Source organism: Paenibacillus sp. V4I9, from assembly GCF_030817295.1.
Lineage (GTDB): Bacteria > Bacillota > Bacilli > Paenibacillales > NBRC-103111 > Paenibacillus_E.
Window position 1 is genome coordinate 7,530,948 of sequence record NZ_JAUSZE010000001.1, and the last position, 24,711, is coordinate 7,555,658.

The 24,711-nt window shown below is 42.7% G+C and carries 22 protein-coding genes and 2 riboswitches; of the genes, 21 read left to right on the forward strand and 1 reads right to left on the reverse strand.

Annotation, left to right across the window (positions count from 1 at the left end; all coding sequences use genetic code 11):
* Positions 1-115: 115 nt before the first annotated feature.
* The 21 genes from QFZ81_RS34695 (at position 116) to QFZ81_RS34795 (ending at position 22,679) form a co-directional block, all read left to right on the forward strand.
* Entirely contained in the window at positions 116-2,719 is a 2,604-nt protein-coding gene (locus QFZ81_RS34695; RefSeq protein ID WP_307606363.1) for a stalk domain-containing protein, read from the forward strand.
* A gap of 95 nt (positions 2,720-2,814) precedes the next feature.
* Positions 2,815-4,002: a sensor histidine kinase gene (locus QFZ81_RS34700; RefSeq protein WP_307606365.1), complete on the forward strand. Its 1,188-nt coding sequence runs from the start codon at positions 2,815-2,817 to the stop codon at positions 4,000-4,002.
* Positions 3,980-4,705, forward strand: a complete 726-nt coding sequence (locus tag QFZ81_RS34705; RefSeq protein WP_307436599.1) for a response regulator — start codon at positions 3,980-3,982, stop codon at positions 4,703-4,705. The genes QFZ81_RS34700 and QFZ81_RS34705 overlap by 23 nt, the downstream gene beginning before the upstream one ends.
* Positions 4,706-4,774: 69 nt before the next feature.
* Positions 4,775-5,170, forward strand: a complete 396-nt coding sequence (locus QFZ81_RS34710) for a hypothetical protein (RefSeq protein WP_307436597.1) — start codon at positions 4,775-4,777, stop codon at positions 5,168-5,170.
* A 48-nt stretch (positions 5,171-5,218) separates the two neighbouring features.
* Positions 5,219-7,216 (forward strand): ATP-dependent helicase ComFA, encoded by a 1,998-nt coding sequence (locus QFZ81_RS34715; protein ID WP_307606367.1) that lies wholly within the window; start codon positions 5,219-5,221, stop codon positions 7,214-7,216.
* The gene (locus tag QFZ81_RS34720) at positions 7,217-7,999 is read left to right on the forward strand and encodes a ComFC family protein (RefSeq protein WP_307606369.1); all 783 of its coding nucleotides are present in this window, start codon (positions 7,217-7,219) and stop codon (positions 7,997-7,999) included.
* 115 nt (positions 8,000-8,114) lie between these two features.
* Positions 8,115-8,534, forward strand: coding sequence for a TIGR03826 family flagellar region protein (locus tag QFZ81_RS34725; RefSeq protein ID WP_307607122.1), 420 nt, complete (start codon positions 8,115-8,117; stop codon positions 8,532-8,534).
* A gap of 99 nt (positions 8,535-8,633) precedes the next feature.
* On the forward strand, positions 8,634-8,912 hold the full coding sequence (gene flgM / locus QFZ81_RS34730) for a flagellar biosynthesis anti-sigma factor FlgM (RefSeq protein ID WP_307606371.1): 279 nt from the start codon (positions 8,634-8,636) through the stop codon (positions 8,910-8,912).
* Positions 8,913-8,942: 30 nt separating this feature from the next.
* On the forward strand, positions 8,943-9,443 hold the full coding sequence (locus tag QFZ81_RS34735) for a flagellar protein FlgN (RefSeq protein WP_307606373.1): 501 nt from the start codon (positions 8,943-8,945) through the stop codon (positions 9,441-9,443).
* Positions 9,444-9,455: 12 nt separating this feature from the next.
* The gene (gene flgK / locus QFZ81_RS34740) at positions 9,456-11,021 is read left to right on the forward strand and encodes a flagellar hook-associated protein FlgK (RefSeq protein ID WP_307606375.1); all 1,566 of its coding nucleotides are present in this window, start codon (positions 9,456-9,458) and stop codon (positions 11,019-11,021) included.
* 24 nt (positions 11,022-11,045) lie between these two features.
* A complete protein-coding gene (gene flgL / locus QFZ81_RS34745) occupies positions 11,046-11,972 on the forward strand; it encodes a flagellar hook-associated protein FlgL (protein ID WP_307606377.1) in 927 nt (308 codons plus the stop codon).
* 15 nt (positions 11,973-11,987) lie between these two features.
* Complete coding sequence (locus QFZ81_RS34750) at positions 11,988-12,554, forward strand: DUF6470 family protein (protein ID WP_307606379.1); 567 nt, start codon at positions 11,988-11,990, stop codon at positions 12,552-12,554.
* A 68-nt stretch (positions 12,555-12,622) separates the two neighbouring features.
* Entirely contained in the window at positions 12,623-13,057 is a 435-nt protein-coding gene (gene fliW / locus QFZ81_RS34755; RefSeq protein WP_307606381.1) for a flagellar assembly protein FliW, read from the forward strand.
* The gene (csrA, locus tag QFZ81_RS34760; protein WP_090824968.1) at positions 13,051-13,284 is read left to right on the forward strand and encodes a carbon storage regulator CsrA; all 234 of its coding nucleotides are present in this window, start codon (positions 13,051-13,053) and stop codon (positions 13,282-13,284) included. Before fliW ends, csrA begins: the two co-directional genes overlap by 7 nt.
* A 171-nt stretch (positions 13,285-13,455) precedes the next feature.
* Positions 13,456-14,265, forward strand: coding sequence for a flagellin N-terminal helical domain-containing protein (locus QFZ81_RS34765; RefSeq protein WP_307606384.1), 810 nt, complete (start codon positions 13,456-13,458; stop codon positions 14,263-14,265).
* 152 nt (positions 14,266-14,417) lie between these two features.
* Positions 14,418-15,374 (forward strand): flagellar filament capping protein FliD, encoded by a 957-nt coding sequence (fliD, locus tag QFZ81_RS34770; protein ID WP_307606386.1) that lies wholly within the window; start codon positions 14,418-14,420, stop codon positions 15,372-15,374.
* 54 nt (positions 15,375-15,428) lie between these two features.
* Positions 15,429-15,785 carry a flagellar protein FlaG gene (locus tag QFZ81_RS34775; RefSeq protein ID WP_307606388.1) on the forward strand — a complete coding sequence of 119 codons (357 nt, stop codon included), beginning with the start codon at positions 15,429-15,431 and terminating at the stop codon, positions 15,783-15,785.
* Entirely contained in the window at positions 15,760-16,185 is a 426-nt protein-coding gene (gene fliS, locus QFZ81_RS34780) for a flagellar export chaperone FliS (RefSeq protein WP_307606391.1), read from the forward strand. The genes QFZ81_RS34775 and fliS overlap by 26 nt, the downstream gene beginning before the upstream one ends.
* On the forward strand, positions 16,182-16,550 hold the full coding sequence (locus tag QFZ81_RS34785) for a hypothetical protein (RefSeq protein WP_307606393.1): 369 nt from the start codon (positions 16,182-16,184) through the stop codon (positions 16,548-16,550). The genes fliS and QFZ81_RS34785 overlap by 4 nt, the downstream gene beginning before the upstream one ends.
* 127 nt (positions 16,551-16,677) lie before the next feature.
* A riboswitch (cyclic di-GMP riboswitch) is annotated at positions 16,678-16,768 on the forward strand.
* Positions 16,769-16,841: 73 nt separating this feature from the next.
* Positions 16,842-19,736 carry an IPT/TIG domain-containing protein gene (locus QFZ81_RS34790; protein WP_307606395.1) on the forward strand — a complete coding sequence of 965 codons (2,895 nt, stop codon included), beginning with the start codon at positions 16,842-16,844 and terminating at the stop codon, positions 19,734-19,736.
* Positions 19,735-19,868, forward strand: a riboswitch (cyclic di-GMP riboswitch). It overlaps the preceding gene by 2 nt.
* Positions 19,869-19,937: 69 nt before the next feature.
* Positions 19,938-22,679, forward strand: a complete 2,742-nt coding sequence (locus tag QFZ81_RS34795; protein ID WP_307606397.1) for an IPT/TIG domain-containing protein — start codon at positions 19,938-19,940, stop codon at positions 22,677-22,679.
* Positions 22,680-22,720: 41 nt separating this feature from the next.
* Here the strand turns inward: QFZ81_RS34795 and QFZ81_RS34800 are convergent, their stop codons facing one another.
* Positions 22,721-24,634, reverse strand: coding sequence for a tetratricopeptide repeat-containing glycosyltransferase family 2 protein (locus QFZ81_RS34800; protein WP_307606399.1), 1,914 nt, complete (start codon positions 24,632-24,634; stop codon positions 22,721-22,723).
* Positions 24,635-24,711: the final 77 nt, after the last annotated feature.

Here is a 24,711-nt window from a genome sequence, read left to right on the forward strand (position 1 = left end):
ACGTATAAATACAACTTCTCTCAGATCGTAACTTTTTCTATAGTTTAAGAGTCTAATAGATATCCGAAAAGATAGATACTAGTCTTAGACTGAAAGAGGAGAGTGGAAAAGCAACATGACGTTACAGAAGCAAGTAGGAATGGGTGCGCTGGCTTGCGCATTGGTATGGCAATTGGTGGCGGGGACTACGGTAAACGCGGCAGGGCCGACGTTGACGCTTAGTTCGCAGGAGACTATTACATCTGGTGCAATTATGAAGAATTACATTTGGACGACAACTAGGAGCAATAAGGACGTTTCGGTGAACGCCAATGTGGTAGAGGTCGATTTGACGAATCCGAACGTGAAGATAGACGCAATGGCTGGGACTAAGAATCAGTTTACGAAGAACCAAAGTGTTCTGGGAATGGTAAAGGATACCGGTGCCGTGGCAGGTGTGAATGGGGATTTCTTCAATACTCAAGCGGAAGGTGTTCCGGAAGGCGCGCAAATCACGAATGGTCAGGTGATGGCGACCCCGGCGAAAATATCTGGACTTTATTCTTTTGCGATAACGAAGAGTAATCAACCGATTATTGATATTTTTGATTTTCAAGGTAAAGTGACGGCGAAGGACGGGACTTCTTTTGACCTTGGCGGTGTGAACAAAACGTATTATTGGGACGACAACGATGTCGCGATGATCGCAGACGGTCTTTTCCTCTATACGAATGCTTGGGCTTTAACGCAGCGTGCAGTTGATGGAACGCATGTTCCAACAGAAGCACTTATACAGAATGACGTAGTTAAAGAAATTGCCGTAGATACGAATATTAAAATGGTTGCTCCAGCTGATGGCTATATCCTCAGAGGCTCAGGACTAGCCAGGGAGTTTATCGTAAATCACCTCAAAGTCGGAGATAAGATCACTACCAAATATGATATGGTCCCGCATGATGCGTCAAAGACGTATGATTGGAAGAATTTCAAAATGCTCATTGGCGGCAGCACACTGCTGGTGGATGAGGCGAAGCCGAGTTATTTTACACGTAATATTGGAGATTTCAGCGGTTATAGCCCACGTTCCCGAACGGCAATAGGCTACTCCAAAGATATGAAAACGGCTTATATCATTACTTCGGATCGTAGTGCAGGCAGTGCAGGGATGACGCTTCCGGAGCTTCAGCAGTTTATGATTAGTGCTGGTGTTTGGAGAGGGATGGTCCTGGATGGCGGGGGATCGACGCAGATGGTTTCAAGACCACTCGGGGATTTTGATCCGAAGCTAGTTAATAAAACAGAGAATGGCAATCAACGTTCCGTTGTAAATGGTGTGGGTGTGTATTCGACGGCACCGAAGGGCGATTTGAAGGGACTTATTTTAAAAGGTCAAAATATTTTATTCATGAATGAATCCAGCACTTATCAATTTAAAGCGTATGATGATTATTATAATCCGATTTCCGTAAACGGTATTGTTCCACAGTGGAGTAGTTCCACGACGAATGGAACGTTCAAAGATAATGTGTTTACACCGACATTGCCAGGTAAGACTCAAATCATTGCCAAGTCAGGCAAAGGTTCAGCATCTATGGACGTCGAGGTTGTTGGAAGAGATCAGATTACTTCCATGAAATTTAACTCAGGATCCTTTTCAATTACAGAAGGCGGGGATTTCAAGCTGCCGATATCCGTAACGACAAGGAGTGGTGCAACACGTGAATTGCCTGCGGCATCAGCGACTTGGGAGCTAAGCGGGATTAAAGGGACTCTGAAAGACGGTACTCTTCATGTGGATAGCGCTTCGGGCTCTCAGGCTGTTCAAGTTATTGCGAGGTATGATGGTTATAGCACGATGGTTACATTGCCTGTTGGTCAGGAGAAGGTTTGGTACGATCTAGATAAGTTTGCGGTTATGACTACAGGCGATAAGTACCCGGCAGAGGTTGTTTCAGCTGTTAATATTGTGCCAAATAGCGGCAATAATAGTCTAGAAATTTCGTATGATTTTACAAAAGGAACAGGTACTAAAGCAGCTTATGCTAGATTCGATGGCATGAATGGTGTTCAGATTGCAGGAGAACCGGAATTTATTACAGCCAAAGTGCTAGGTGACGGAAGCTTTAACTGGGTACGTGCAGAAATCATTGATGCAGATGGTAAGCTGAATTACGTGAGTTTCACTGAAAATATGAACTGGACAGGCTGGCGTAAGGTAACGGCTGATGTGTCCGACCTCAAATTCCCGATCAAGATCAAGAGTGTATATGTCGCTAATCCCGCAAATGGGCAGGATGAAAGAGCTCTCAAAGGGAAAATTAATATCGATGATATCTCTTTCATTTACGAAGGACAGCTAGCCGCTCTGCCGAAAAATACGGTGAAACTGAATGTGTATAAGAAACAAGCGACATTGAATGATAAATCCTATACATTGGAGCAGGCTCCGACGATTGTAAATGATAATACGTTGGTTCCGATTCGTTTCGTAACAGAAGCATTAGGTGGCAATGTGAAGTGGGATGACAAAGAGCGGAAGGTAACTGTTGTACGAGGCGATAAGCTCATTGATCTATGGATTGATAACGCTGATCTGCTTGTAAACGGGGATCGTGTGACGGCTGAAGTGTCTCCTAAAATTATGAATAACGTGACGATGGTGCCTTTGCGACTCATTTCAGAGAAATTAGGCTTTAAAGTAGGCTGGGAACCCAAAAATTATGGGATTACGATCGAATAAATAGTGCTAGAAGTACACGGCAAACGGGTAGAACTATGATACAATATGGGGTAGACTAATTTCTAATATTGTTTTATAAAAGGAGCTCGTTTCATTTGCAGCCAGACGCTATAGATCGTGTCATTAAAAACGCAATTAACGTCATGGAGAGCAGCAAGTATCAAATGTTTGAAATCGCTGAAGCTTCTCGTTTTGAAAAAGAGTCACTCACTCGCGAGCTCGAAGAGATTAAATATGAAACGAGTGATACCATCGAGTTGGTTGACAATTTGGAGAAGGATTACAAGCGATCTCGTATTCGACTTACGGAGGTCAGTCGTGATTTCAACAAGTACCGTGAGGAAGATATCAAGATTGCTTATGAAGCCGCGATTGCTTTTCAATTACAGCTGACAATTGCTAGGGAAAAAGAAAATAATCTAAAGACTCGGCGCAATGATCTGCAGGTACGCACAAAGAATGTGGACAAGCAGGTAGAGCGAGCAGAAACAATCGTATCGCAAATGAATGTGGTACTGGAATATTTATCGGGCGACCTCAATCAGGTGACTCGTATACTCGAATCCGCGAAGAACAGGCAATTACTCGGTTTGAAGATTATTTTGGCCCAAGAGGAAGAGCGGAAGCGAATTGCGCGTGAAATTCACGATGGTATGGCTCAAACCTTGGCGAATGTTGTGCTTCGAACCGAAATTGCCCAGCGTATGCTTGTAAAAGAGGATATTCCCGCGGTGAAGGAAGAATTAGTAGATCTGAAGGGTCAAGTCAGAGGGGGGCTTGAAGAAGTTCGTAAGATCATCTTCAATCTCCGTCCAATGGCGCTCGACGATCTAGGAATCGTTCCGACACTGCGTAAATATGTACAGGATTTCGAAGAAAAGTATAAAATTCGCACACAGTTTAATCTCGTAGGCAAGGAGACTCGCATTCCGTCTGGACTTGAAATTGCTATTTTCCGACTTGTGCAGGAAGCTTTATCTAATGTAAACAAGCATGCGAAAGCTACTTTCCTATCTGTTGAGCTCACACTGGAGCCTGATCAAGTACAAATCTACGTGGTAGATAACGGGATCGGTTTTGACGTGCCGCAGACAGAGCAAAAAATAGCCAAGGGGAATAATTTCGGCTTGCTGGGCATGCGAGAGCGTGTTGAGCTGCTGGAAGGCACGATGGTTCTAGAGTCCGAAAAAGATTCAGGTACAAAAATTACGATGCTAATCCCTATCGGCGGCGTTGGAGAGAACAAGGAGGAAAAACAGAATGGACAACACGGCGAGTCATAAACGCAATGTGCATATTGTCATTGCGGACGATCATCAGCTGTTTCGCGAAGGTGTTAAACGGATTATTAATATGGAAGATGATATGGAAGTCATCGGTGAGTGCGGTGATGGTATCCAGGTTATCGAGCTTTGCAATCAAATCACGCCGGATATTGTTCTCATGGATATTAATATGCCGCTCGAGAACGGCGTTGTGGCGACTGAACGGCTTAAGCTTATTTTTCCTGACATCAAAGTAATCATTTTATCCATTCATGATGATGAGAGCTATGTCTTCGAAACTCTTCGCAAAGGGGCTTCAGGTTATTTGCTGAAGGATATGGAAGCGGAGTCGCTCATTAATGCCATTCGTTCCGTAGTGGCTGGGCATGCTTACATTCACCCGAAGGTTACTGGCAAGCTGATTAATCAGCTCAGACGTATGACCTATTTGGATGACGTGGGTATAGTTGGTTCCGGCCAAGGTGTCAAAGATTCAGGTCTTAAATACATACATAATGCAAATAGTCCGCTAACCAAGCGAGAAGCAGAAGTTCTTCGTCTTATGGCGGAAGGTAAAAGCAATAAGCTGATCGGAGAGTTCCTCTATATCAGTGAAAAAACGGTGAAAAACCACGTCAGCAGCATTCTCCAAAAAATGGAAGTTGATGACCGTACACAAGCGGTTATTATAGCAATTAAAAATGGTTGGGTAACGTTGTAATCTCCATTTTACGAGAAGGAACCCCCCTTAACTTTGCAGCATACACTGCAGGTAAGGGAGGGACCCGCTATGTGGATTGGATTGCTTTGGATCTTAGGTTGCTACGGAATCAGCATTGCTGTGCTCCATTTATTGCTCGGAACCCGCAGGGGTGGAAGCAAGAAACCGGCTAATGTGCTGCTCGTCACCAAAAATAATCAAAACCAAATTGAATGGTATATTCGCTCCTTGTTTTTCTTCTCGCGATTTAAGGGCAACGAAGTGAAGGCAACGATATTCGATGAAGGATCGTCCGACGATACGAGGAAAATCATTGAGCGCTTATCCCATAGCCATTTGCTTGAGCTGCGATATCAGACGGATTATGATGCGGTTGACCACTATTTACGTCAACACGATAATGAACCCGTGACTGTCGTTCATCTAAGCAGCAGGGAGGATCTTGTGAAGATCCACGTCGGTTGAAGGCAAACGGTTTCAAGTACTTAGTTTACAAAGAGAGTACGGTGAGGAATGAAGGTTCAACTTTACGCAGTAAGTTTGGGGAAAGAATGGGAGTGGCGATTAACAATTCACTCGCAGACGGACATCCAATATTGGTTCGAGCATTACGCAGCCGACGCCGGCCTCGTACTGTTCGAACCTTTTATTTCGTTAGGGCAGGGTGTGCGGATGCTTCGGAAGCTGAATGCAGATGAGCGGTTGGCGTTTGTATCGCATGACGAGAGAGTGCTGGAGCGGCTTCGGCAACTTATGCATGAATACAATATGCCTATTGGTGAAGACCTTCGTATGCAAAAGATGAAATATGAGGTGTGGAAGCAAGGGAAGTATCCAAGTAACACGTTGGATGCGCATGTATATGCCATTATTGTGGAAGTGTGCAGCGGTCGGTCGCTGCTTGTAGAGGAATTTCAACAACTATTGGTGTCGATTGGGGTAGATTTAGGGACAGGAGATGCGTGGCTATCCTATCTGCAGCTTGCTCATCTCAACGGTGATGTTGAGGTGAGGAATGGACTGGAAGTGATCGAGCGCCGAGATTGGCGTCGGGGGTTTAGAAAGATGACGAGTTACACCTGTAAGCGGTGTGGAAGTGGTGCGGAGCGTATGTTTTGGTCGGATTGTTTACATTGCGGACAAGCGTGTCCTTATTGTGAGGAGTGCCTGACCATGGGGAGGGCTCGGTTTTGTTCTTTGCTTGTTATTGGGCGCTCGAGGGAGGTGGCACCATCCGGGGAGAACACAGCGAGGTCTCTGTTAGGGCAGAATGGCTTGGAGGTTCAAGAGGGGGAAGAGCAGCAAGAGAAGCTTCGCGCTTATATCGAGCCATGGGGGCTCAGCGCAGCCCAGGCTCGGGCTTCGCTGGAGGGGCTGCGTTATATAAGTGGGGTTGGAACTGGGCTGAAGAAACGGAATAGTTTTGGCGGAGCATGGTGGCCAGGGAATAGGGCAAGGAGGACCAGTGCGAGAGCAGTAGTAGAAACGAACCATCAGTTCCCTCGAAGGTTCCTGATCTGGGCAGTTACCGGCGCGGGAAAGACGGAGATGATCTTTCCGTTTATCCATCACACCGTTGCGAGAGGAGGTCGTGTACTGATAGCGACACCGCGCAAAGATGTGGTGCTGGAGCTGCAACCACGAATAGGTCGCGCATTTGCCGATTACAGCGTGGTGACGCTGTATGGTGGAAGCGAGCAGCGCTGGGAGCAAGGGCAGATCACGATCGCGACAACGCATCAGCTGCTGCGCTTTCATGAGGCCTTTGATCTTGTCATTATCGATGAGATTGATGCATTTCCCTACCATAACAATCCCATGCTTGCTTATGCGGCGGCAAAAGTCTGTAAGCCAAGTGGAACGAATATTTTGCTTTCGGCCACACCGCCGAGAGCTGTAAGGCAAGCTGCAAAGCGGGGACGATTACCGCATGTCCGGGTTCCGGTACGATTTCATAGGCACCCATTGCCCGTTCCTCAGTTGGTTTCGGCCCCGCCTCTGAGAAGAGTGGTTCAGTCACAAACAATGCCGAAGCCATTGTTTACTCAGTTGGCAGCCTCGGTGGAACGAGGTGCGCAGGTGTTTGTTTTTGTCCCCAACATTCAGTTGGTCGAGCCAATGGTTAATCTTCTAAGAGTTAAATTAAGCCATGAAAAAAGCGAAGCCATCGTATGCGTCGAGGGAACTTCATCAAAGGATCTTGCTCGAACTGAAAAGGTCCAACTTTTTCGAAACAGAGAGATCCGTGTGCTGGTCACAACAACGATTTTGGAACGAGGAGTCACGGTGCCAAAGTCTGATGTATTCATTATGGATGCAGATTCGCAACTATTTGATGAAGCAGCGCTCGTTCAGATGGCTGGGCGTGCAGGTAGATCAAAGGAAGATCCGGCAGGGAAGGTCTATTTTGCAGCAAAAGAAATCACGCAATCTCAAAAGGAGGCCATTCGACAAATTAAGCAGATGAATCGCATCGCGCGTAAACAGGGCTATTTATTAAGGGGGAAATGAATGAGCTATCAGCAATTGGATCTAAGAATTTTGATTAAAAAAGTAATGGGCTCGGTGGCTTCGCTGCTTAGTCCGCTTAGAAAAGCTTGTTTACTTTGCAAGCAGAATAGCACTCTCCATGTTGATGAATTAGGACTTTGTCATTCGTGTTACACACGAATTCCTTGGATTCGAGAAGCGCTTTGTCCAACTTGTGGACGAGGGGAGTTTTGCTCAGACTGTCAACGGAGGCCGCATTCCTATTTTATAAGAAGCCGCAGCGCTGTCAGATATGATGAAACGATGAAGGAATTATTGGCGCGATATAAGTATCGTGGAGATGAGCACTTGAAAGTCGTGCTAGGGCAAATGATTGTTCATTCTTATCACTTATTACAGATGGACAGGCTTATGTTGCATGTGAAGTCTGATTCTGTGCAGGAGCTTATCACCTTCGTTCCCGTTAGCGAGCGTAGAATGCTGGAAAGAGGTTTTAATCAAGCGGAGCAGATGGCTGTCGAACTAGGTAAAAGAATGGGGCTCCCTGTTGTACCGCTGCTTACCCGTTCCAAGCATACAGATAAACAAAGCTTTAAGAAAAGGAGTGAACGGCTGGACGATTTAGAGCATGTTTTTGAATTGAGTGAGGCGGTTCATGATGATATGTACGGTTCCCCAGCAAGTTCATTCGTTATATATATCGTAGATGATGTTTATACGACGGGGAGCACGATGAATCAGTGTGCCAAGGTTCTCCGGGAGTATTTTTCTGCTGAAATATTCGGACTAACGTGGGCGAGGTAGCAGGAATAACCACCCCATCTGTCAAAAATATTAATATGCAACCGCTGTCGAATTGCGGTAAACTGGAATTATTAATGGGTTATTGGGAATAATAAAAGGGGGCCATACAATGGGCATGAATGTAGCTAATTGTCCACGCTGTGGGAAAGTATTTGTTAAAGGCTTTAATGACGTATGTTCGAATTGCGTTAAAGAAATAGATCAGCAATATGAGCGATGTGTGAAGTACGTACGTGAAAATAGAGGGGCAAACATTAACGACTTGAGCGAAGCAACAGAAGTTTCGATCAAACAAATAACTAAATTCATCCGTGAAGGACGAATTTCTATTATGAATGCGCCAAACATGTCCTACCCTTGCGAAGTATGCGGAACATTGATTAGGGATAAAACGATATGCGAATCTTGCCGAAGTAAGTTAGCCAAAGATGTGAGGAACAATACTGAGGACGAGCTGCGGAGGAAAGAGTTAAACACACAAGATAGCAGGGGTGCTTTTAATATTAAAGATCGATTGAAGGACAGACACTTATAATCATAATTGGAAAGATATAAAGTTTCATATGCCGGATGCCGATAATAGTATTAACGATTATCGGTTTTTGTTCATTAAAGGGATGATGAGGTGTAAACTATGAAAATCAATGAAAATCAACGAATTGGAAATATCAACAAATATATACAAAACAATGAAAGTAGATCTGTAAACGGAACGGAAAAGAAAAAAAGAAAAGATGAAGTGCAAATCTCTGCGGAGGCAAAAGAATTACTGGAAAATACATCAGCAGTTCGCAGTAACGAACAAAACCAACGTATTCAAGAACTCAAGGAATCCGTGTCTGCGGGAACGTATCATGTAGAAGCCCGCAAAATTGCAGATAAATTGTACCCTTATTTACGTGATAACAAGTAGTATATCTTGCAGAGGAATAGGTGGTTATGAGTGTCTATTTCAGCCATTGTGGAAACGATAGAGGAGCTAATTGTCCTTCATGATGCCCTATTGGAGACTTCCAAGGAAAAAACACCGGTTCTCGTGGATAATCGGGTAGATCGATTAAATCAAATTGTCCTTAAAGAGAGCAAATTGATTAAGCGGATAGAGGAAATCAATCAACTTCGAATTCAATTGATTGGGGAATATTTGCTGTCAAGAGGATATAGGCCTGACCCACGAGTTAAAGTCAGTGATTTAATCAAAGTAATTTTTAAGGCTGAAGAGAAGAAGAGCCTTACAGATATACATGAGAGATTATCTAATAAAATTAAGGAATTAAAACAGATCAATGAGTTAAATCAAAATCTAATTGAGCATTCGTTATCATTTGTTGATTATTCAATAAATTTGTTGATGAATACTCCCGAACAAGATGCCGTATACGGTAATCCTCATCAGCAATTTCAAACGTCTGCAAGAACCGGTTGGTTCGATACAAAAGCGTAAAGGAGTGCCATTATGAGATCCACATTTCATTTGCTGGAAACGGCTAAACGCAGCTTATTCACGCAACAAGCAGCGCTTAACACGACGGGACATAATATTGCTAACGCTAACACGCCTGGTTTCTCTAGGCAAGTTGCCAATACGACCGAAAGTATCCCTATTGAAGCCTTTGGCATTAACCGCTCCAATGCGCCTGGCCAACTTGGAACAGGGGTTGAAGTAACTTCGATTACTCGAATTCGCGAAAAATTTCTGGATGATCAATATCGGAATGAAAATAAGGCATTTGGAAGTTGGAATATCCAGTCTGATACACTTGAAAAGCTAGAAACGATAGTGAATGAACCTTCGGATACGGGACTCCGAACAGTTTTAGATAATTTTTGGAAATCATGGTCAGACCTGAGTAAAGATCCTGAAAATGTAGCAGGTCGCAAGATCGTTCGAGAAAATGCAGTAGCATTGGCAGATGCATTTCATTTTACAAGCGATAAATTAAAAGATTTACAATCAGACTTGACCAATAATATTGAATTAAAATCAAAAGAAATCAACTCAGTTTCTTCTTCGATTGCTAATTTAAATCTCGAAATCAAAAAGATCGAAAGCTTGGGCGATGATGCTAATGATTTAAGAGACCAGAGGGACTTATTAACCGATAATTTGTCGAAGATTGTAAACATACAGGTTCTTGATACACCTGATGGGTATACCATCAATATGGGTAATACAAATTTAGTAACTGGTGATACTGTCAATGCGACCACTTCAGCCTCATTAATGTCCGATTACTCTTCAGGTAATCTGAATAGCGGTGAAGTACAAGGCATGATAACCTCTAGAGATAAATTTGTGGCTGACTATCAAACACAATTGGACACTTTAGCAAATTCGATTGCTAACGGCGACATTACGATTACTATACCTGCGGGATCAGTCTTGCCTGATAATACAGTATTGAACAACATAACTTATACTGGCGCAGCAAGAAAACTTGCTAGCGATCTAACAGTTACTGTAAAGGGATTAAACGGTCTTCATAAATTAGGATATACATTAGACAATCCGGTTCAAGCCGCACAGGATTTCTTTACTGCTAAAGCAGGTTTCTCAAATATTACAGCTGAGAGCTTTCAATTAAACCCCGTAATCGATAAAGACACTTCAAAAATTGCAACATCACTTAGAACTGATGGAATAGGTGCAGCTGAAACAGTTACAAAAGGAAATAATACTTTAGCTCTATTGATGAGCCAGCTGAAGGACACTAAATTTAATTTTGATCCAACCAATTCCGGGGCAATTTTAAATTCAGGAACAGTGGATGACTTCTTCCGATCCATTGTAGGCCAACTAGGCGTTCAGGCTCAAGAAGCCTCCCGCCAATTAGATAACCAAAAAGCGCTCGTAGACCAAGTAGACAGCCGCAGACTGTCCGTAAGTGGAGTTTCATTAGATGAAGAAATGTCCGATATGATTAAGTTTCAACATTCTTACTCAGCTGCAGCAAGGGTTATGACCACTTTCGATGAAATGCTAGATAAAGTGATTAACGGTATGGGGATAGTAGGTAGATAATCGTACGTAGAGGAGGTATTATAAGTGGTCTTAAGAGTGACTCAAGGAATGATTCAATCGCAGTTACTTAGCAATATAAGTAACAATGTGAAACGAATGAGTGTAAGCCAAAACCAACTTGCGACAGGAAGAAAGATCAATAAACCTTCGGACGATCCAGTTGGAATTACTTATGCACTTCGTTATCGAAGTGAGATTTCCATTAACGATCAATATCAAAGAAACATTGATGCTGCTAAATCTGCTGTTGATCATACAGACACCGTCCTATCACAAATAAATGACGTCATGCAAAAGGCTAAAGAATTAACGGTCCAAGGACTAAACGGAACTAATCCGCAATCGGCGCTTGATGCGATTGGTATCGAAATGGGACAGTTATATGAAACTGCAGTAGGCCTTGGAAACGATCAATTAAATGGAAAGTATACATTTAATGGGCAATTTACAGATAAACAGCCTTATAATGTTGCGACAGCATCATCCGATCAAACTGATGATCAAAAGATAAACTTTCAGGTATCTGCTGGTATAAGCATTCCAATTAATCAAACAGGAAATGAAGTTTTTGGAGCCCCTGACACGGTTGCTAATCCTAACAATGACAACCTATTTAAGATTTTGAAGGGCCTGCAAAATGCTTTTTCTCCGACGCCTCCTGCAACGGCTAATCTAGCTGTTGCTAAAAACCTTCTATCGGATTTGACCAATCGTTTTGATAAATTCCTGACAGTACGATCTGAAGTAGGTGCGCGGGCTAACCGTATAGATCTCATGGATAACAGGATCAAAGATTTGGACGTGAACTTAACGGAATTGAGTAGTAAAACAGAAGATGCGGATATGGCTGAGACGATAACGAAATTAAAGACAGATGAAAATGTGTACCAAGCATCGTTATCAACAGGAGCAAAAATTATCCAACCAAGCTTGATTGATTTCTTGAGATAATAAGGAGGTTCAAACTTGAACATACCTCGATTATCTATCCACCAAACTTTTGCTCAGATTGGTTTAGATACGCAGAAAGCTCAACTTTCTATTGAATCCCCACGTGGGCAATTAGAAGTTAAGCAAGAAGCAGCATCTGTGGAAATTACTAGTCCCAAGGGAGAATTAAGCGTGGACTCATCTGCAGCGTGGAGCGCACTAGGGAAAGGCGATCATTTGGAATGGATGAATCAAATTTATAGCCAGCTGCAATCAGTAGCACTGCAAGCTATCGGTAAGATTGTTGAAGATGGTAACCGAATGGCCATGATCACAAATCCTAGTAACCCATTTGCCGAGATTGCCGCAAACCAAATGAATGAACTAAACCCTGTGCAGTATGTAGGTGAGGCTTCTAATCTCAATGTAAAGCTAAATTATGAAATGAGAAAGCCGGAAATAAATATTACGCCACATAAAGCCGAGATTCAATATACACCTCAGAAACCTCAGGTTAGCTATACTCCGGCGAATATAGACATTTATGTAAAGCAAAAGAATTCAATAGAAATAAATGTAAGCTCTTATGATTGGTATAAGTAGGTTATCAGCAATAATTTAAGGCAATAGCTAATGCTATTGCCTTAAATTATTGAAAAGGAGGATATAGAATGTTTAATTATATAAATGGGAAAACAATTAGCTTTAAAGGTTCAATTCTTGGTTTTAAGGATTTAGATTTATTTGAATTTGAGACAATTGATGAAAAGGGACCATTTGCTTATTTAAAGAGCATAGAAGAAAAAAGTATCGGTTTTGTTGTAGCTAACCCATTTACTTTTTTCCAGAACTATAGTTTTGAGTTGGATGAGAAAGATAAGACATGGCTGCAAATAAATACACACGAAGAGGTTCTTGCACTAGGGATCATAACTTTAAAGACACCATTTGAGAAATCAACGATGAACTTGGCAGCTCCGCTTGTTATTAATATTAACCATCTATCAGGTAGCCAAATTGTGCATGCACCTTCGAGAGACTTTAGTACCCAAACACCTTTATTCCCAAAATTCAACGAGAAAGGAATTGAGGGTGTAACATGTTAATTCTGACAAGAAAAAATGGTCAGTCTATTCTCATAGGCGAGAATATTGAAGTTTTTATCACATCGATAGAGGGCGATCAAGTAAAAATAGGCATCAATGCTCCTAATGATACCAGAATATATCGTAAGGAAGTTTTTGAGGCCATTCAGCAGAGTAATAGAGAAGCGATTACAGAGCTTCCGAATATCGAAAATATGAGAAAAATGCTGAATTTAGAGGATGTTTAGGTAAATAATTCAAAAGCAAATCTTGAAACGACAAAAAAATTAAAAAAATTAGTGATAAAGTACTAAATTGCTATAAACTTTCTGATCGTATAAGCCGAAATAATATATGTAAGGTCAAAGACCTATATAATCCACATGGATGTGGAATACAAATTCAAGGAGGAATTACAAATGATTATCAATCACAATCTTAACGCAATGAACTCTCACCGCAATCTCGTGTTCAACAACGCTCAACAAGGCAAGTCCAGCGAAAAATTGTCTTCCGGCTACCGTATCAACCGTGCGGCAGACGACGCAGCAGGCCTATCGATCTCCGAGCAAATGCGTTCGCAAATCAAAGGGATGAACCAAGGAATGCGCAACGCGCAAGACGGTATTTCCCTTGCACAAACGGCTGAGGGTGCAATGAATGAGGTTTCCGACATGCTGACTCGCATGAAAGAACTTACTGTTCAAGCGCAAAACAATACGTACAACGCGAACGACCGTACTGCAATGGACGCTGAATACACGCAATTGAAAACAGCGATCAGCGACATTGCTACAAACACGCAATTCAACGGCATCAACCTTCTGGATGGCAGTGGTACCGCTAACTTCACGATTCAAACAGGCGGCGGTGCTAACGATCAAGTAGTCATGGACATGACGAAAGCAGATATTAGTGCTTTGGCGTTTGGTGGTGTTAGTACGCAGGCATTGGCTACAGCTGAAAGTGTTACTGTCGATGCAGCTATCACAACGGTTAACGGTGCTCGTTCCGCTCTCGGTGCATACCAAAACCAACTCGAACACGTATACAACAACGTTGGCGTGAACGCGGAAAACCTGCAAGCTGCGGAATCCCGTATTCGTGACACCGACATGGCTTCTGAAATGATGAATTACACGAAATTCAACATCCTGCAGCAAGCTTCCACTGCGATGCTGGCACAAGCCAACCAAGCACCGCAAGGCGTACTGCAACTGCTTCGCTAATCAACAACTAGTATATAAAAAGAAAGGTCTTCGAAATCGAAGGCCTTTCTTTTTTGTAAGAAATTTTCGAATATCTTCGAAAAAAGCTAATTAATGACACCTCATTGTACGATAAATATAGTAGAGAACAAATAACTAAGGAGATGAATAGGATGGTTATGCGAATTACGGGTTTGTCCTCCGGCATGGATATTGATGGTATGGTCAGCAAGTTAATGAAAGCGGAACAGTTACCCATCGATAATCTCAATAAGCAGAAAACGAAGAACGAGTGGCTGCAGGATTCATACCGCGCAATAAACACGGCTATTTATCCATTAAGTGAACAGGGCAAGCAATTACAATATAGCTACAACTGGCCAACGGCTTCAGGAACGGATGGTAGTGGCAATCCTGTCTTCACGCAGGCAGATCAAGATGCCATTTACGCAAAAATAAACAGTTTTGTATCGGCTTATAACGATACAAGTGTTGCTATGAAATCCAAGTTGGATGAAACGGTAGAGCGAAGCTATCAACCACTTACTAGCGATCAAAAGAAGGCAATGAGTGATGATGATATAAAGAATTGGGAAATTAAGGCCAAACAAGGTCTTCTTCGCGGAGACACAATTGTGTCAAAGGCATATTCGGAATTTCGTTCCGACTTGACAACTGGAGTGACTGGAATTGCGTCGACCTATAAATCACTTGCTGATATTGGTGTCACTACGGGTGCTTATAACAAGTTCGACCCTTCAATAGCCGGTAAATTATTAGTTGATTCAACTAAATTAAAAGCTGCTATTGCTGCAGATCCGCAAGCCGTCATTAATTTATTCACGACACATGGTACCGGTACAGATCGTGGTATTGCACAACGGATCTATGAGGATGCCGGCAATACGATGTCGGAGATTTCGAAAAAGGCTGGTTCGACAAACGGATCGTATACTAGCACTTATACGTCTCTTGGCAAGAAGGATAACGATCTTGCTCAAAAAATTGCAGATATGACAGAAAAGCTCAACAAGAAAGAGGACCACATCTATAGAATGTTCAGCACGATGGAGACAGCAATTGAAAAAGGGAATTCACAAATGAGCTGGCTGCAAAGTCAAATGGGTTAATTACATTGTAGCAGTAATTTTTGGAAATATGCTCAATGGAAAGGAGGAAACCTATTGGACATTCAATCCAAACTTCCCAAAGTTCAAATGACGTCAGTAACAAAGGATGTGTCTGAGCCGATTAAGGCAACAGGAGAGTATGCTGAAATTAAAGAAAAGAGCAAGTCACAAATACTAACGGTTGGGGAGAAAGCGTTACTTGATTCAATTAATAAGGCTAATATAGCCGTTCAAGGTACCCCACATGAATTTAAGTATAAAATACACCAATCAACTGGTGATGTAATTGTGCAAATTTTAAATAAAAATACCCAAGAAATCATTCATGAAGTTCCATCCGAGAAATTTATCGAATTGGTGGAGAAACTTCAGGAGCTGTCAGTGGGTGCAATCATCGACGAGAAGAGGTGAAGAAGAATCTATGCTTCACGCACAGAATCAGTATTTAAACGCCCGTGTCCAGACATCTTCCCCTGGAGAACTTACTTTGATGCTTTTTAATGGTTGTATTCTTTTTATTAAACAAGGGATTGCTTGTATGGAGAAAAAAGATTTTGCAGGGAAACATACAAACTTTTCAAAAGCGCAGAACATTATTGAAGAGCTGCAATCTACTTTAAATATGGAATATGAAATCTCCCATAATTTAAGCAGTTTATATACGTTTCTTCAAAGTAAGCTATTCGAAGCCAATGTTAAGCTTGATATCGAATCTGCCCAGTATTGTGTCACGATGTTTGCAGAATTGCGAGATACGTGGAATGAGGCGTTGAAAAGTTTGAAGAATGGGGAGAAGGTACAGCAAGTATGACCCTATCAACTCCAATGGAACGCTTGTTAGGTAACTTGATAGAAACAACAAGTCAAATCTCTCGATTAGATTTAGATGAAGAAGTAAATGAAAGTTTGCTTCTTTCTTTACAGAATAATCAGGTTGAGTTGCGGCATCAAATCGAAGAAATATTATTGGAAGAGGGACGCTCTTTCAATGAACATGAAAAGCCATACATCAAAGAATGTTTTATGTTGGAACAAAACAATCTCGAGAAACTTAAAACGATCCAACAATCTTTGGTTGGAAAACTTCAGCGTATCAACTCTGGTAAAGTTTCACGAGAGCTATATCAATATGAAGAAGAGCAGAGTGTTGGCTTTTTTATCGATAAAAATCGGTAAAGCAAATATATTGCCGAAAAAACGAGGAAATACTTGTAAAAAGTACTAGGAAAATACTTGCGAAATAAATAATAAGAAAATATACTAAAATAGTAAATGGGTATTAGTTCCAAAGATATAGAAAATGAGAATAGATTGGCAAAACTATAGTGATATAGTGACGCAAAGCCATGGGTCTAATCGCTTATCTTAGTCGATCAGATTGCCAGGTTGCCCATTTGTTTGGTCATACAAACAATAGCAACCTGCTATTGTTTTTTTGTGTATAGATGTAATAGAGGAGGGATATTTATGAGACGAATGAAGCAATGGTTAGTAGTGATATTGACCTTTAGCATGGTTTTCAGTGGTTTGATGCTACGAACTTCGGGAGCTGCAGAAGCGGCAGTCAATGATTATGTAAGTGTTACCAAAACGGTTTCTCCTACAACGTTTACAACAGAGGATACGGCGGATGTGACTTTGAATATTACCGGCACCCCGCCTGTCAATGTAGTTGTGCCGAATGATGTTGTACTTATCATTGACAAGTCGGGAAGTATGGCACCGGGCTACAATAACGGTGAAGATAAAATGACGAATGCAAAGAATGCCGCTAAAGGTTTCGTTGATTTGATGGATTTGACAAAGCACAGGGTGGCGGTTGTGGATTTTTCATCAACCAATATGATCGGTAGCATCCCCTTTACAACGGATAAAGACATTGCTAAGAATTACATAAATGGAATTCAAGCAAATGGTGGTACAGCGACTGGCGATGCTATTCAAGCAGCTATTAACTTGCTGGCAGATCATCGTCCTGAAGCGCAACCAGTCATCGTCATTATGACAGATGGAGACGCTAACCAACCTTCGAACGACCCTTACGGGTATGCGAAACAAAAGGCACAGGATGCTAAGGATGCAGGTATTATAACCTATACAGTTGCACTGCTCCAACCGAGTGAGAATCCTGATACAAGCGGACCAAACATATTGCTTAAAGAAATGGCCACAACGGCAGCACATCATCACTTCGTGCTTGGATCAACCGGTTTGGCTGAAATATATGCAGCCATTGTTAAAGAAATTGGCTTGGCGAGCGCCTTTGATGTTACAGTGACGGATATTGTCGATTCGAATTTTGAAATTGTACCTGGCTCGGCAGACAATAATATCCCTAAACCGACAATTACCGGCAATACACTAACTTGGGATTTTAATGAATTGAAAAATAGCACTCTTTCATTCAATTATAAAATTCGTCCGGTAAGCAAAACAAAAACAGGGACATACCCGATTTCGACAGCGAGCTCAGTTATTACTTATAAGGACTATGCAGGTGCAAGCCGATCGAAGTCCATTCCGAGTGTTAACGTTAATGTCAAGCTTCCAGCGCCTCAAGTTACATCGCTTGATAAGTCCTATGGTCATCCGAAGGGCGGAGAGACGGTTGTTATTAATGGGAATCACTTTGTCAACGGGGCAACTGTTCAATTCGGAACGATGAGGGCTAGTAATGTAGTATTTGTGAGCGATACACAATTGACGGCAACTGCTCCTACCGGGAAGCAAGGCATTGTTAGTGTTACAGTAACTAACCCGGATAGTCAACAAGCGTCAGCCTCTTACCAATATAAAGCTGATCCAATTGTCGCGGTCATAGATCCAAATAATGGGCCTTTGGATGGCGGTACGCTTGTGTATGTGACAGGGAACTATTTTATGAGCGGAATCTCTGTATTGTTTGGTGATAAACCTGCATCGGTAATCTATATGGATTCAACATATTTGAAAGTAACATCCCCGAAGGCAACAACGCCTGGTCCAGTTGACCTTACGTTTACGAACCCGGATGGAACGAATGCTGTTGTTTCTGGAGGATTTACGTACAATGAACCTCCGAAGACAGATCCGGAAATTACGTCAGTTACACCAAACACAGGTGTTATCACTGGCGGAAACCAGGTCTATGTAAACGGGAAAAACTTTAAGTCTGGTATGACAATATTTGTAGGTGGAAAACAAGCGTCTACTACATATGTATCAGCAACGCAATTTTTAATCACTGTTCCAGTAGGTGATAGTGTTGGTGCAGTAGATGTTTCAGTAGCGGATTTGAACAATAACTTATTCACGCTGACAGGTGCCTATACCTATACCGCTGTTCAGTATCCGATACCAACCATTACGTCGATTGTGCCAAATACCGGACTTGTTGCAGGTGGTGAAACCATCTATGTAAACGGCACGAATTTTGTAAATGGCATCTCACAAGTAACAATTGGCGGAAAACCTGCTTCTACAACCTACATGAGCAAAACAAGCTTGAGAGTAATAGTTCCGGCTGGAGATGTACCTGGAAAAGTGGATGTGAAAGTGACTAACGATACGAATGAAGCTGTTCTTACCCAAGGCTACGAGTATACGCTCCCGGCTATTAAACCAGTAACCTTAACGTCTGTTTCTCCTAATCAAGGGAAAGTTACGGGTGGAGATATCGTGTATATCTACGGTTCGAACTTCATTTCCGGTGCAACTGTAACATTTGGTTCAAACATTGCTAGCAGTACCTATGTAAATGCTACGACAATTAAAGCTACAGCACCAGCTGCTGCAGCAGCTGGAAAAGTTGACGTAACCGTAACGAACCCGGATGGTGGTACCGCTACCCTACCGCAAGGTTACCAGTACACGATCGTTACACCGACAATTACAAGCTTGTCACCAAACCATGGTAACAAAGCAGGTGGAGATGTTATCTACGTTAACGGCACAAACTTTGATAGTGGAGCGAACGTAACGATAAACGGTGTGAACGCGTCTGTAACTTTTATGAATAGTACAAGTTTGAAAGTGACAGTACCAAGCAGCCCGACAATAGGAGTCGTACCATTTAATGTCACGTTATCGAACGGACAGTCAGCATCGACAACCTTTACTTATGATAATGGACCGGTCCTTCCGGCGCCAAAGATCACAAGTATGTCGCTGACTACTGGTTCTGTCGGTTCTCTTGTCTATGTTAATGGTTTAAACTTTGCTAGTACGTCGAAAGTGTATTTTGGTGGAGTTCAAGCTACAAGCGTATATATGAACTCGAAGAGTTTAAAGGTTAATGTACCAAGCGGTTCCGGTGTCGTTAACGTCACTGTCGTCAACGCTGATGGACAAACAAGTAATGCTGTCTCATTTACAATTAATTAAATATATTTGGCAAACCTATAGAAATGTAGGGACGCAAAGCCATGGGTCTTCAATAGGACTAAGAATGTAGGGACGCAAAGCCATGGGTCTTCAATAGGACTAAGATACTATTAAGATTGCCAGGTTGTGAAGTGTTAGAAAACACAACAGCATCCTGCTGTTGTGTTTTCTTTTTTAATTAAATGAGAGGAGAGAAGTAACATGATCAAATTTAAAAGATTACTAGGAGCTTTTTTAGTAGTATGTTTAGCAGTAATGCCCCTCAACACGGTTTTAGCAGACGAGGTGCAGGCAGGTGAAGCGAAGAACATTTTTGATTATGCCCTTTTTGCAGGAGATCCGAATCAAACATTCTCTTTAACAGGCTCAGGTAATAGTATCAATGGTAAAGCTCACATTAACGGGAACGTCGTGGTTGCCGGAAGCAAGAATAGCATTGATGTATTGGAATATGTAAATTCATTTAAGTCATCTGGTAGCAATAATACATTTAACTCGAAAGTCAAGTCTGCACCTATGGGGATGTTTCAGTTAAATGCCGATGAATACAAGCAAAAAGCAACAAAAGTGTATAGTGGAAAAACAAACTTTTCTGGAAGCAGTACAAAAATAAATGGAGTAATTTTTGTGGACGGTGACGTCACAATATCCGGAAGTCGGATCAGTGGAATCGGGACTGTTTTCGCTACCGGAAGCATTAAAATCAGCGGGTCAGGATTAAAGTATGATTCAAGCAATGACTCCGTTGCCTTCTACTCGTTAAAGGATATTGAAGTTTCGGGAAGCAATAGTGAGTATAATGGAATTTTCTATGCACCTTACGGCTCAATGAAAATAACCGGAAGTAAAAGTACTTTCTTCGGGTCATTGGTAGCCAAAGAATTCCATATTTCTGGTTCCAACTTAACTGTGAACTGTCCGAACCCGAAACCAACACCAGAACCGACACCAGCGCCAACGCCAGAACCGACACCAGCGCCGACACCGGCACCAACACCGGCGCCAACGCCAGAACCGACACCAGCGCCAACACCAGCGCCAACACCGGCGCCAACGCCAGAACCGACACCAGCGCCAACGCCAGAACCGGCACCAACGCCAGAACCGACACCAGCGCCAACACCGGCACCAACGCCAGAACCGACACCAGCGCCAACGCCAGAACCGGCACCAACGCCAGAACCGACACCAGCGCCAACACCGGCACCAACGCCAGAACCGACACCAGCACCAACACCGGTACCAACACCGGTACCAACGCCAGAACCGACACCAGCGCCAACACCGGCGCCAACGCCAGAACCGACACCAGCGCCAACACCGGCGCCAACACCAGAACCGACACCGGTACCAACACCGGCACCAACACCGATTCAAGCACTAACGATAACCGCAGTGGCTCCTAATTCGGGATATGTAACGGGTGGAGATATTGTATATGTAAACGGCACGGGATTTGTATCTACGTCGCAAGTATTGATCGGAGGCAAGAATGCTCCGATTGTGAGCTACATATCTTCCGTAGAAATGACAGTACAGGTGCCTGCAGGTGATGCGATCGGCAGCGTCGATGTAACCGTCGTAAACCCAGATGGACAACAAGTTACATTGACCGGAGGATATACATTTATTGAGCCTCAGACATTGGATCCGGAAATAACTTCGTTAACCCCGGACACAGGTGTTATCACAGGCGGAAACCAGGTCTATGTCAACGGGAAAAATTTTAAAACTGGTATGACAATATTTGTAGACGGAAAACAAGCTCCTACTACATATGTATCTGTAACGAAATTTTTGGTCACTATTCCAGCTGGTGACAGCGTGGGTACTGTAGATGTTGCAGTAGCGGATTTGAACAATAACTTCTTCACGCTGGCAGGTGCTTATACCTATACCGCTGTTCAGTATCCGATACCAACCATTACGTCAATTGTGCCAAATACCGGACTTGTTGCAGGTGGTGAAACCATCTATGTAAACGGCACGAATTTTGTAAATGGCATCTCACAAGTAACGATTGGCGGAAAACCTGCTTCTACAACCTACATGAGCAGAACAAGCTTGAGAGTAATAGTTCCGGCTGGAGACGTACCTGGAAAAGTGGATGTGAAAGTGATTAACGATACGAATGAAGCTGTTCTTACTCAAGGCTATGAGTATACGCTACCGGCTATTAAACCAGTAACCGTAACGTCGGTTTCTCCAAATCAAGGAAAAATTACGGGCGGAGATATCGTGTATATCTACGGTACGAACTTCATGTCCGGTGCAACTGTAACATTTGGCTCAAACATTGCAAGCAGTACTTATGTCAATGCCACAACAATAAAAGCTACAGTGCCGGCTGGAGCTGCGGCTGGCAAAGTTGACGTAACCGTAACGAATCCGGATGGCGGTATCGGTACGCTACCGCAAGGCTACCAGTACACGGTAGTTACACCGACAATTACAAGCTTGTCACCGAACCATGGCAACAAAGCGGGTGGAGATGTTATCTACGTTAACGGCACAAACTTTGAAAGTGGAGCGAACGTAACGTTAAACGGTGTGAACGCGTCTGTAACATTTATGAATAGTACAAGTTTGAAAGTGACAGTACCGAGTAGTTCGACAATAGGAGATGTACCGCTTGTTGTCACTTTATCGAACGGACAGTCAGCATCGACAACCTTTACTTATGATAATGGACCGGTCCTTCCGGCGCCAAAAATCACAAGTATGTCGCCGACTACGAGTCCTGTCGGTTCTCTTGTCTATGTTAATGGTTTAAACTTTGCTAGTACTTCGAAGGTGTATTTTGGTGGAGTTCAAGCTACAACCGTATATATGAACTCGAAGAGTTTAAAGGTTAATGTACCAAGCGGTTCCGGTGTCGTTAACGTCACTGTTGTCAACGCTGACGGGCAAACAAGTAATGCTTTCTCATTTACGATTAATTAAAAAAAACAAAGGGGCTGTCCAAATGGACAGTCCCTTTGCTTTTACAAAAAGATACACTGTGAAACAACAGGAAATTTCTTCATGTAAATAGACTTGAAGTTTCGATAAGCTTCTGGGCTAGCATGCTCCTTAAAAAGCCCTATGATGTTATAGGAAGCTTCCGTTTTGAATGAAGCTTCAAGAAATGGCAATGCTTCTACAGTATTTGCGCAGTTGATATACCAGACCCCGACATTCTTAAGACCATTCGCATGAAGCAAGTTGTTTTCAAGGAGAACACTGTACAGATCAAGTGCCTGTTCGTGAAGTCCAAGAGTGTAAAACCAATCAGCCATATTATTCAGGACGGTTCCACTTGCCATAATTTGCATAAGGGACAAATAGACCTCTGTATATCCGTAACGCCAAAGCAGTTGCAATGTTTGGGTAAACCTATCCTCTTGGTTCGTTAGGACTTCGTTGTTCCAAGTTTTATTATTGATCGCTAACAAGGCTTCCTGCACGATGGCGGTGCAAGCAGCGGTGTCTCCCATGGCAGCATCAGCAATTGAGACTTCTTGATGAACTATGGCAGCGGCAATAGCAAGCGAATCTTCCAACGAATTCGGCCGAAGAGAAGAAGTGGTCGATGCAGACCAATTGCGAAGCAGCAGATTTTGCTGAACAATATCGGCTTCGTCAAGCTGGAAGCCAAGCTTAATAACATCAGAAGCATACTTGGAAACAAGTTCATTACTCCCGATTTTCAATGCGATTTTATGTAATAACACTTTGTTCATAGGTTGATCAATAGGATAGAGTTTTTCAATAATGCATGCTACTTGATCATACGATTCAGATTGAAGAAGAGCATCCATTAGTAACTGAAGTACAATGTAATTTTTGGGTTGAACTTGTAGTGTTTTCACCCAGTGATGAATCGCGCCCGTAATATCGCCTTTTCTACGCTTTATCTCAGCAATGGATTGATGGGGGACAATTTTTCCATATGATGGCTTTATAATCCAATAAGGCGAACCCTTCTTTTCAGCTTCCTCTGCAGTTTGAATACATTGATGAAATACATTCTCAGCGGCGTTCCAGAGCCCGAGAGTTTCCAATAGAATACCTTCCATACATAGGAAATCAGTCCGGTCAGGTAGTAGTTTAATACCATTTCGAATATTTACATGCGCTTTCGAATAATTACCCTTCTTCATTTCAAGTAAGGCAAGACTTTCGAGCAGATAAAAATACCACGTATCCGATGGGCTGCTTCGTTCCAAGGAACGCCGGTAAACCTCCAGAGCCTCATCCTCGCGTCCGGTGCTTGTATACTCATTGCCGAGCACGAAGCAGAAGTAAGGGTTGTTCCGCTTTTCGCCCGCATTCATTTTCTCCAAGATCGACAAATTGCGCTCCGATTTGTTTTTTTCCTGAACAACCTGTACTGTGTAGCCAGTGTGGAAAATCACGAACGGATAAGGTGTGAAAGAAGGTGTACCGAAGTCGGACGTTAATTGTTCGTGAATAGGTTCGATATATCGAATGGATTTGCCGTTGAGGAACAAGCGCGCTCCCGTCGATTCCGTTACATTTGATTCGTCATTTCCGCTGCCACCAAAATTCATGATGTTCAGCACAAAACCACAAGGCCTATTGCTCTTATATTCCAGCAAATATTTTCTAAGTTTATCATGATCAGTGGGCTGAACATACTCATCTGCATCGAGAATTAATATCCAACGTCCCGCGGCATGGCGAATCGATTCGTTACGTGCAGCCGAGAAATCGTTCGTCCATGAAAAATCATAAACTTTGTCCGTATGGCGGACTGCAATAGCTTTAGTTTGATCTGTTGACCCCGTATCGACAACAATAATCTCATCGACAAGGGTTTTGACGCTAAGAAGGCATCGTTCAAGTACTTTTTCTTCATTTTTAACGATCATGCAGAGAGAAAGAAGGGGTTTCATTGATTTCCTCCAAGGTGTTGAAAAATAGTCAGGTATTTCAAAGTAAATATCAGTTCTAAATCAGTGTAATTATGAAT

Coding starts and splice junctions, on each gene's coding strand:
- QFZ81_RS34695 (WP_307606363.1), top strand. CDS start 116: ATGACGTTACAGAAGCAAGTAGGAATGGGTGCGCTGGCTTGCGCATTG.
- QFZ81_RS34705 (WP_307436599.1), top strand. CDS start 3,980: ATGGACAACACGGCGAGTCATAAACGCAATGTGCATATTGTCATTGCG.
- QFZ81_RS34710 (WP_307436597.1), top strand. CDS start 4,775: ATGTGGATTGGATTGCTTTGGATCTTAGGTTGCTACGGAATCAGCATT.
- QFZ81_RS34715 (WP_307606367.1), top strand. CDS start 5,219: ATGAAGGTTCAACTTTACGCAGTAAGTTTGGGGAAAGAATGGGAGTGG.
- QFZ81_RS34720 (WP_307606369.1), top strand. CDS start 7,217: ATGAGCTATCAGCAATTGGATCTAAGAATTTTGATTAAAAAAGTAATG.
- QFZ81_RS34725 (WP_307607122.1), top strand. CDS start 8,115: ATGAATGTAGCTAATTGTCCACGCTGTGGGAAAGTATTTGTTAAAGGC.
- flgM (WP_307606371.1), top strand. CDS start 8,634: ATGAAAATCAATGAAAATCAACGAATTGGAAATATCAACAAATATATA.
- flgK (WP_307606375.1), top strand. CDS start 9,456: ATGAGATCCACATTTCATTTGCTGGAAACGGCTAAACGCAGCTTATTC.
- fliW (WP_307606381.1), top strand. CDS start 12,623: ATGTTTAATTATATAAATGGGAAAACAATTAGCTTTAAAGGTTCAATT.
- csrA (WP_090824968.1), top strand. CDS start 13,051: ATGTTAATTCTGACAAGAAAAAATGGTCAGTCTATTCTCATAGGCGAG.
- QFZ81_RS34765 (WP_307606384.1), top strand. CDS start 13,456: ATGATTATCAATCACAATCTTAACGCAATGAACTCTCACCGCAATCTC.
- fliD (WP_307606386.1), top strand. CDS start 14,418: ATGGTTATGCGAATTACGGGTTTGTCCTCCGGCATGGATATTGATGGT.
- QFZ81_RS34785 (WP_307606393.1), top strand. CDS start 16,182: ATGACCCTATCAACTCCAATGGAACGCTTGTTAGGTAACTTGATAGAA.
- QFZ81_RS34790 (WP_307606395.1), top strand. CDS start 16,842: ATGAGACGAATGAAGCAATGGTTAGTAGTGATATTGACCTTTAGCATG.
- QFZ81_RS34795 (WP_307606397.1), top strand. CDS start 19,938: ATGATCAAATTTAAAAGATTACTAGGAGCTTTTTTAGTAGTATGTTTA.
- QFZ81_RS34800 (WP_307606399.1), bottom strand. CDS start 24,634: ATGAAACCCCTTCTTTCTCTCTGCATGATCGTTAAAAATGAAGAAAAA.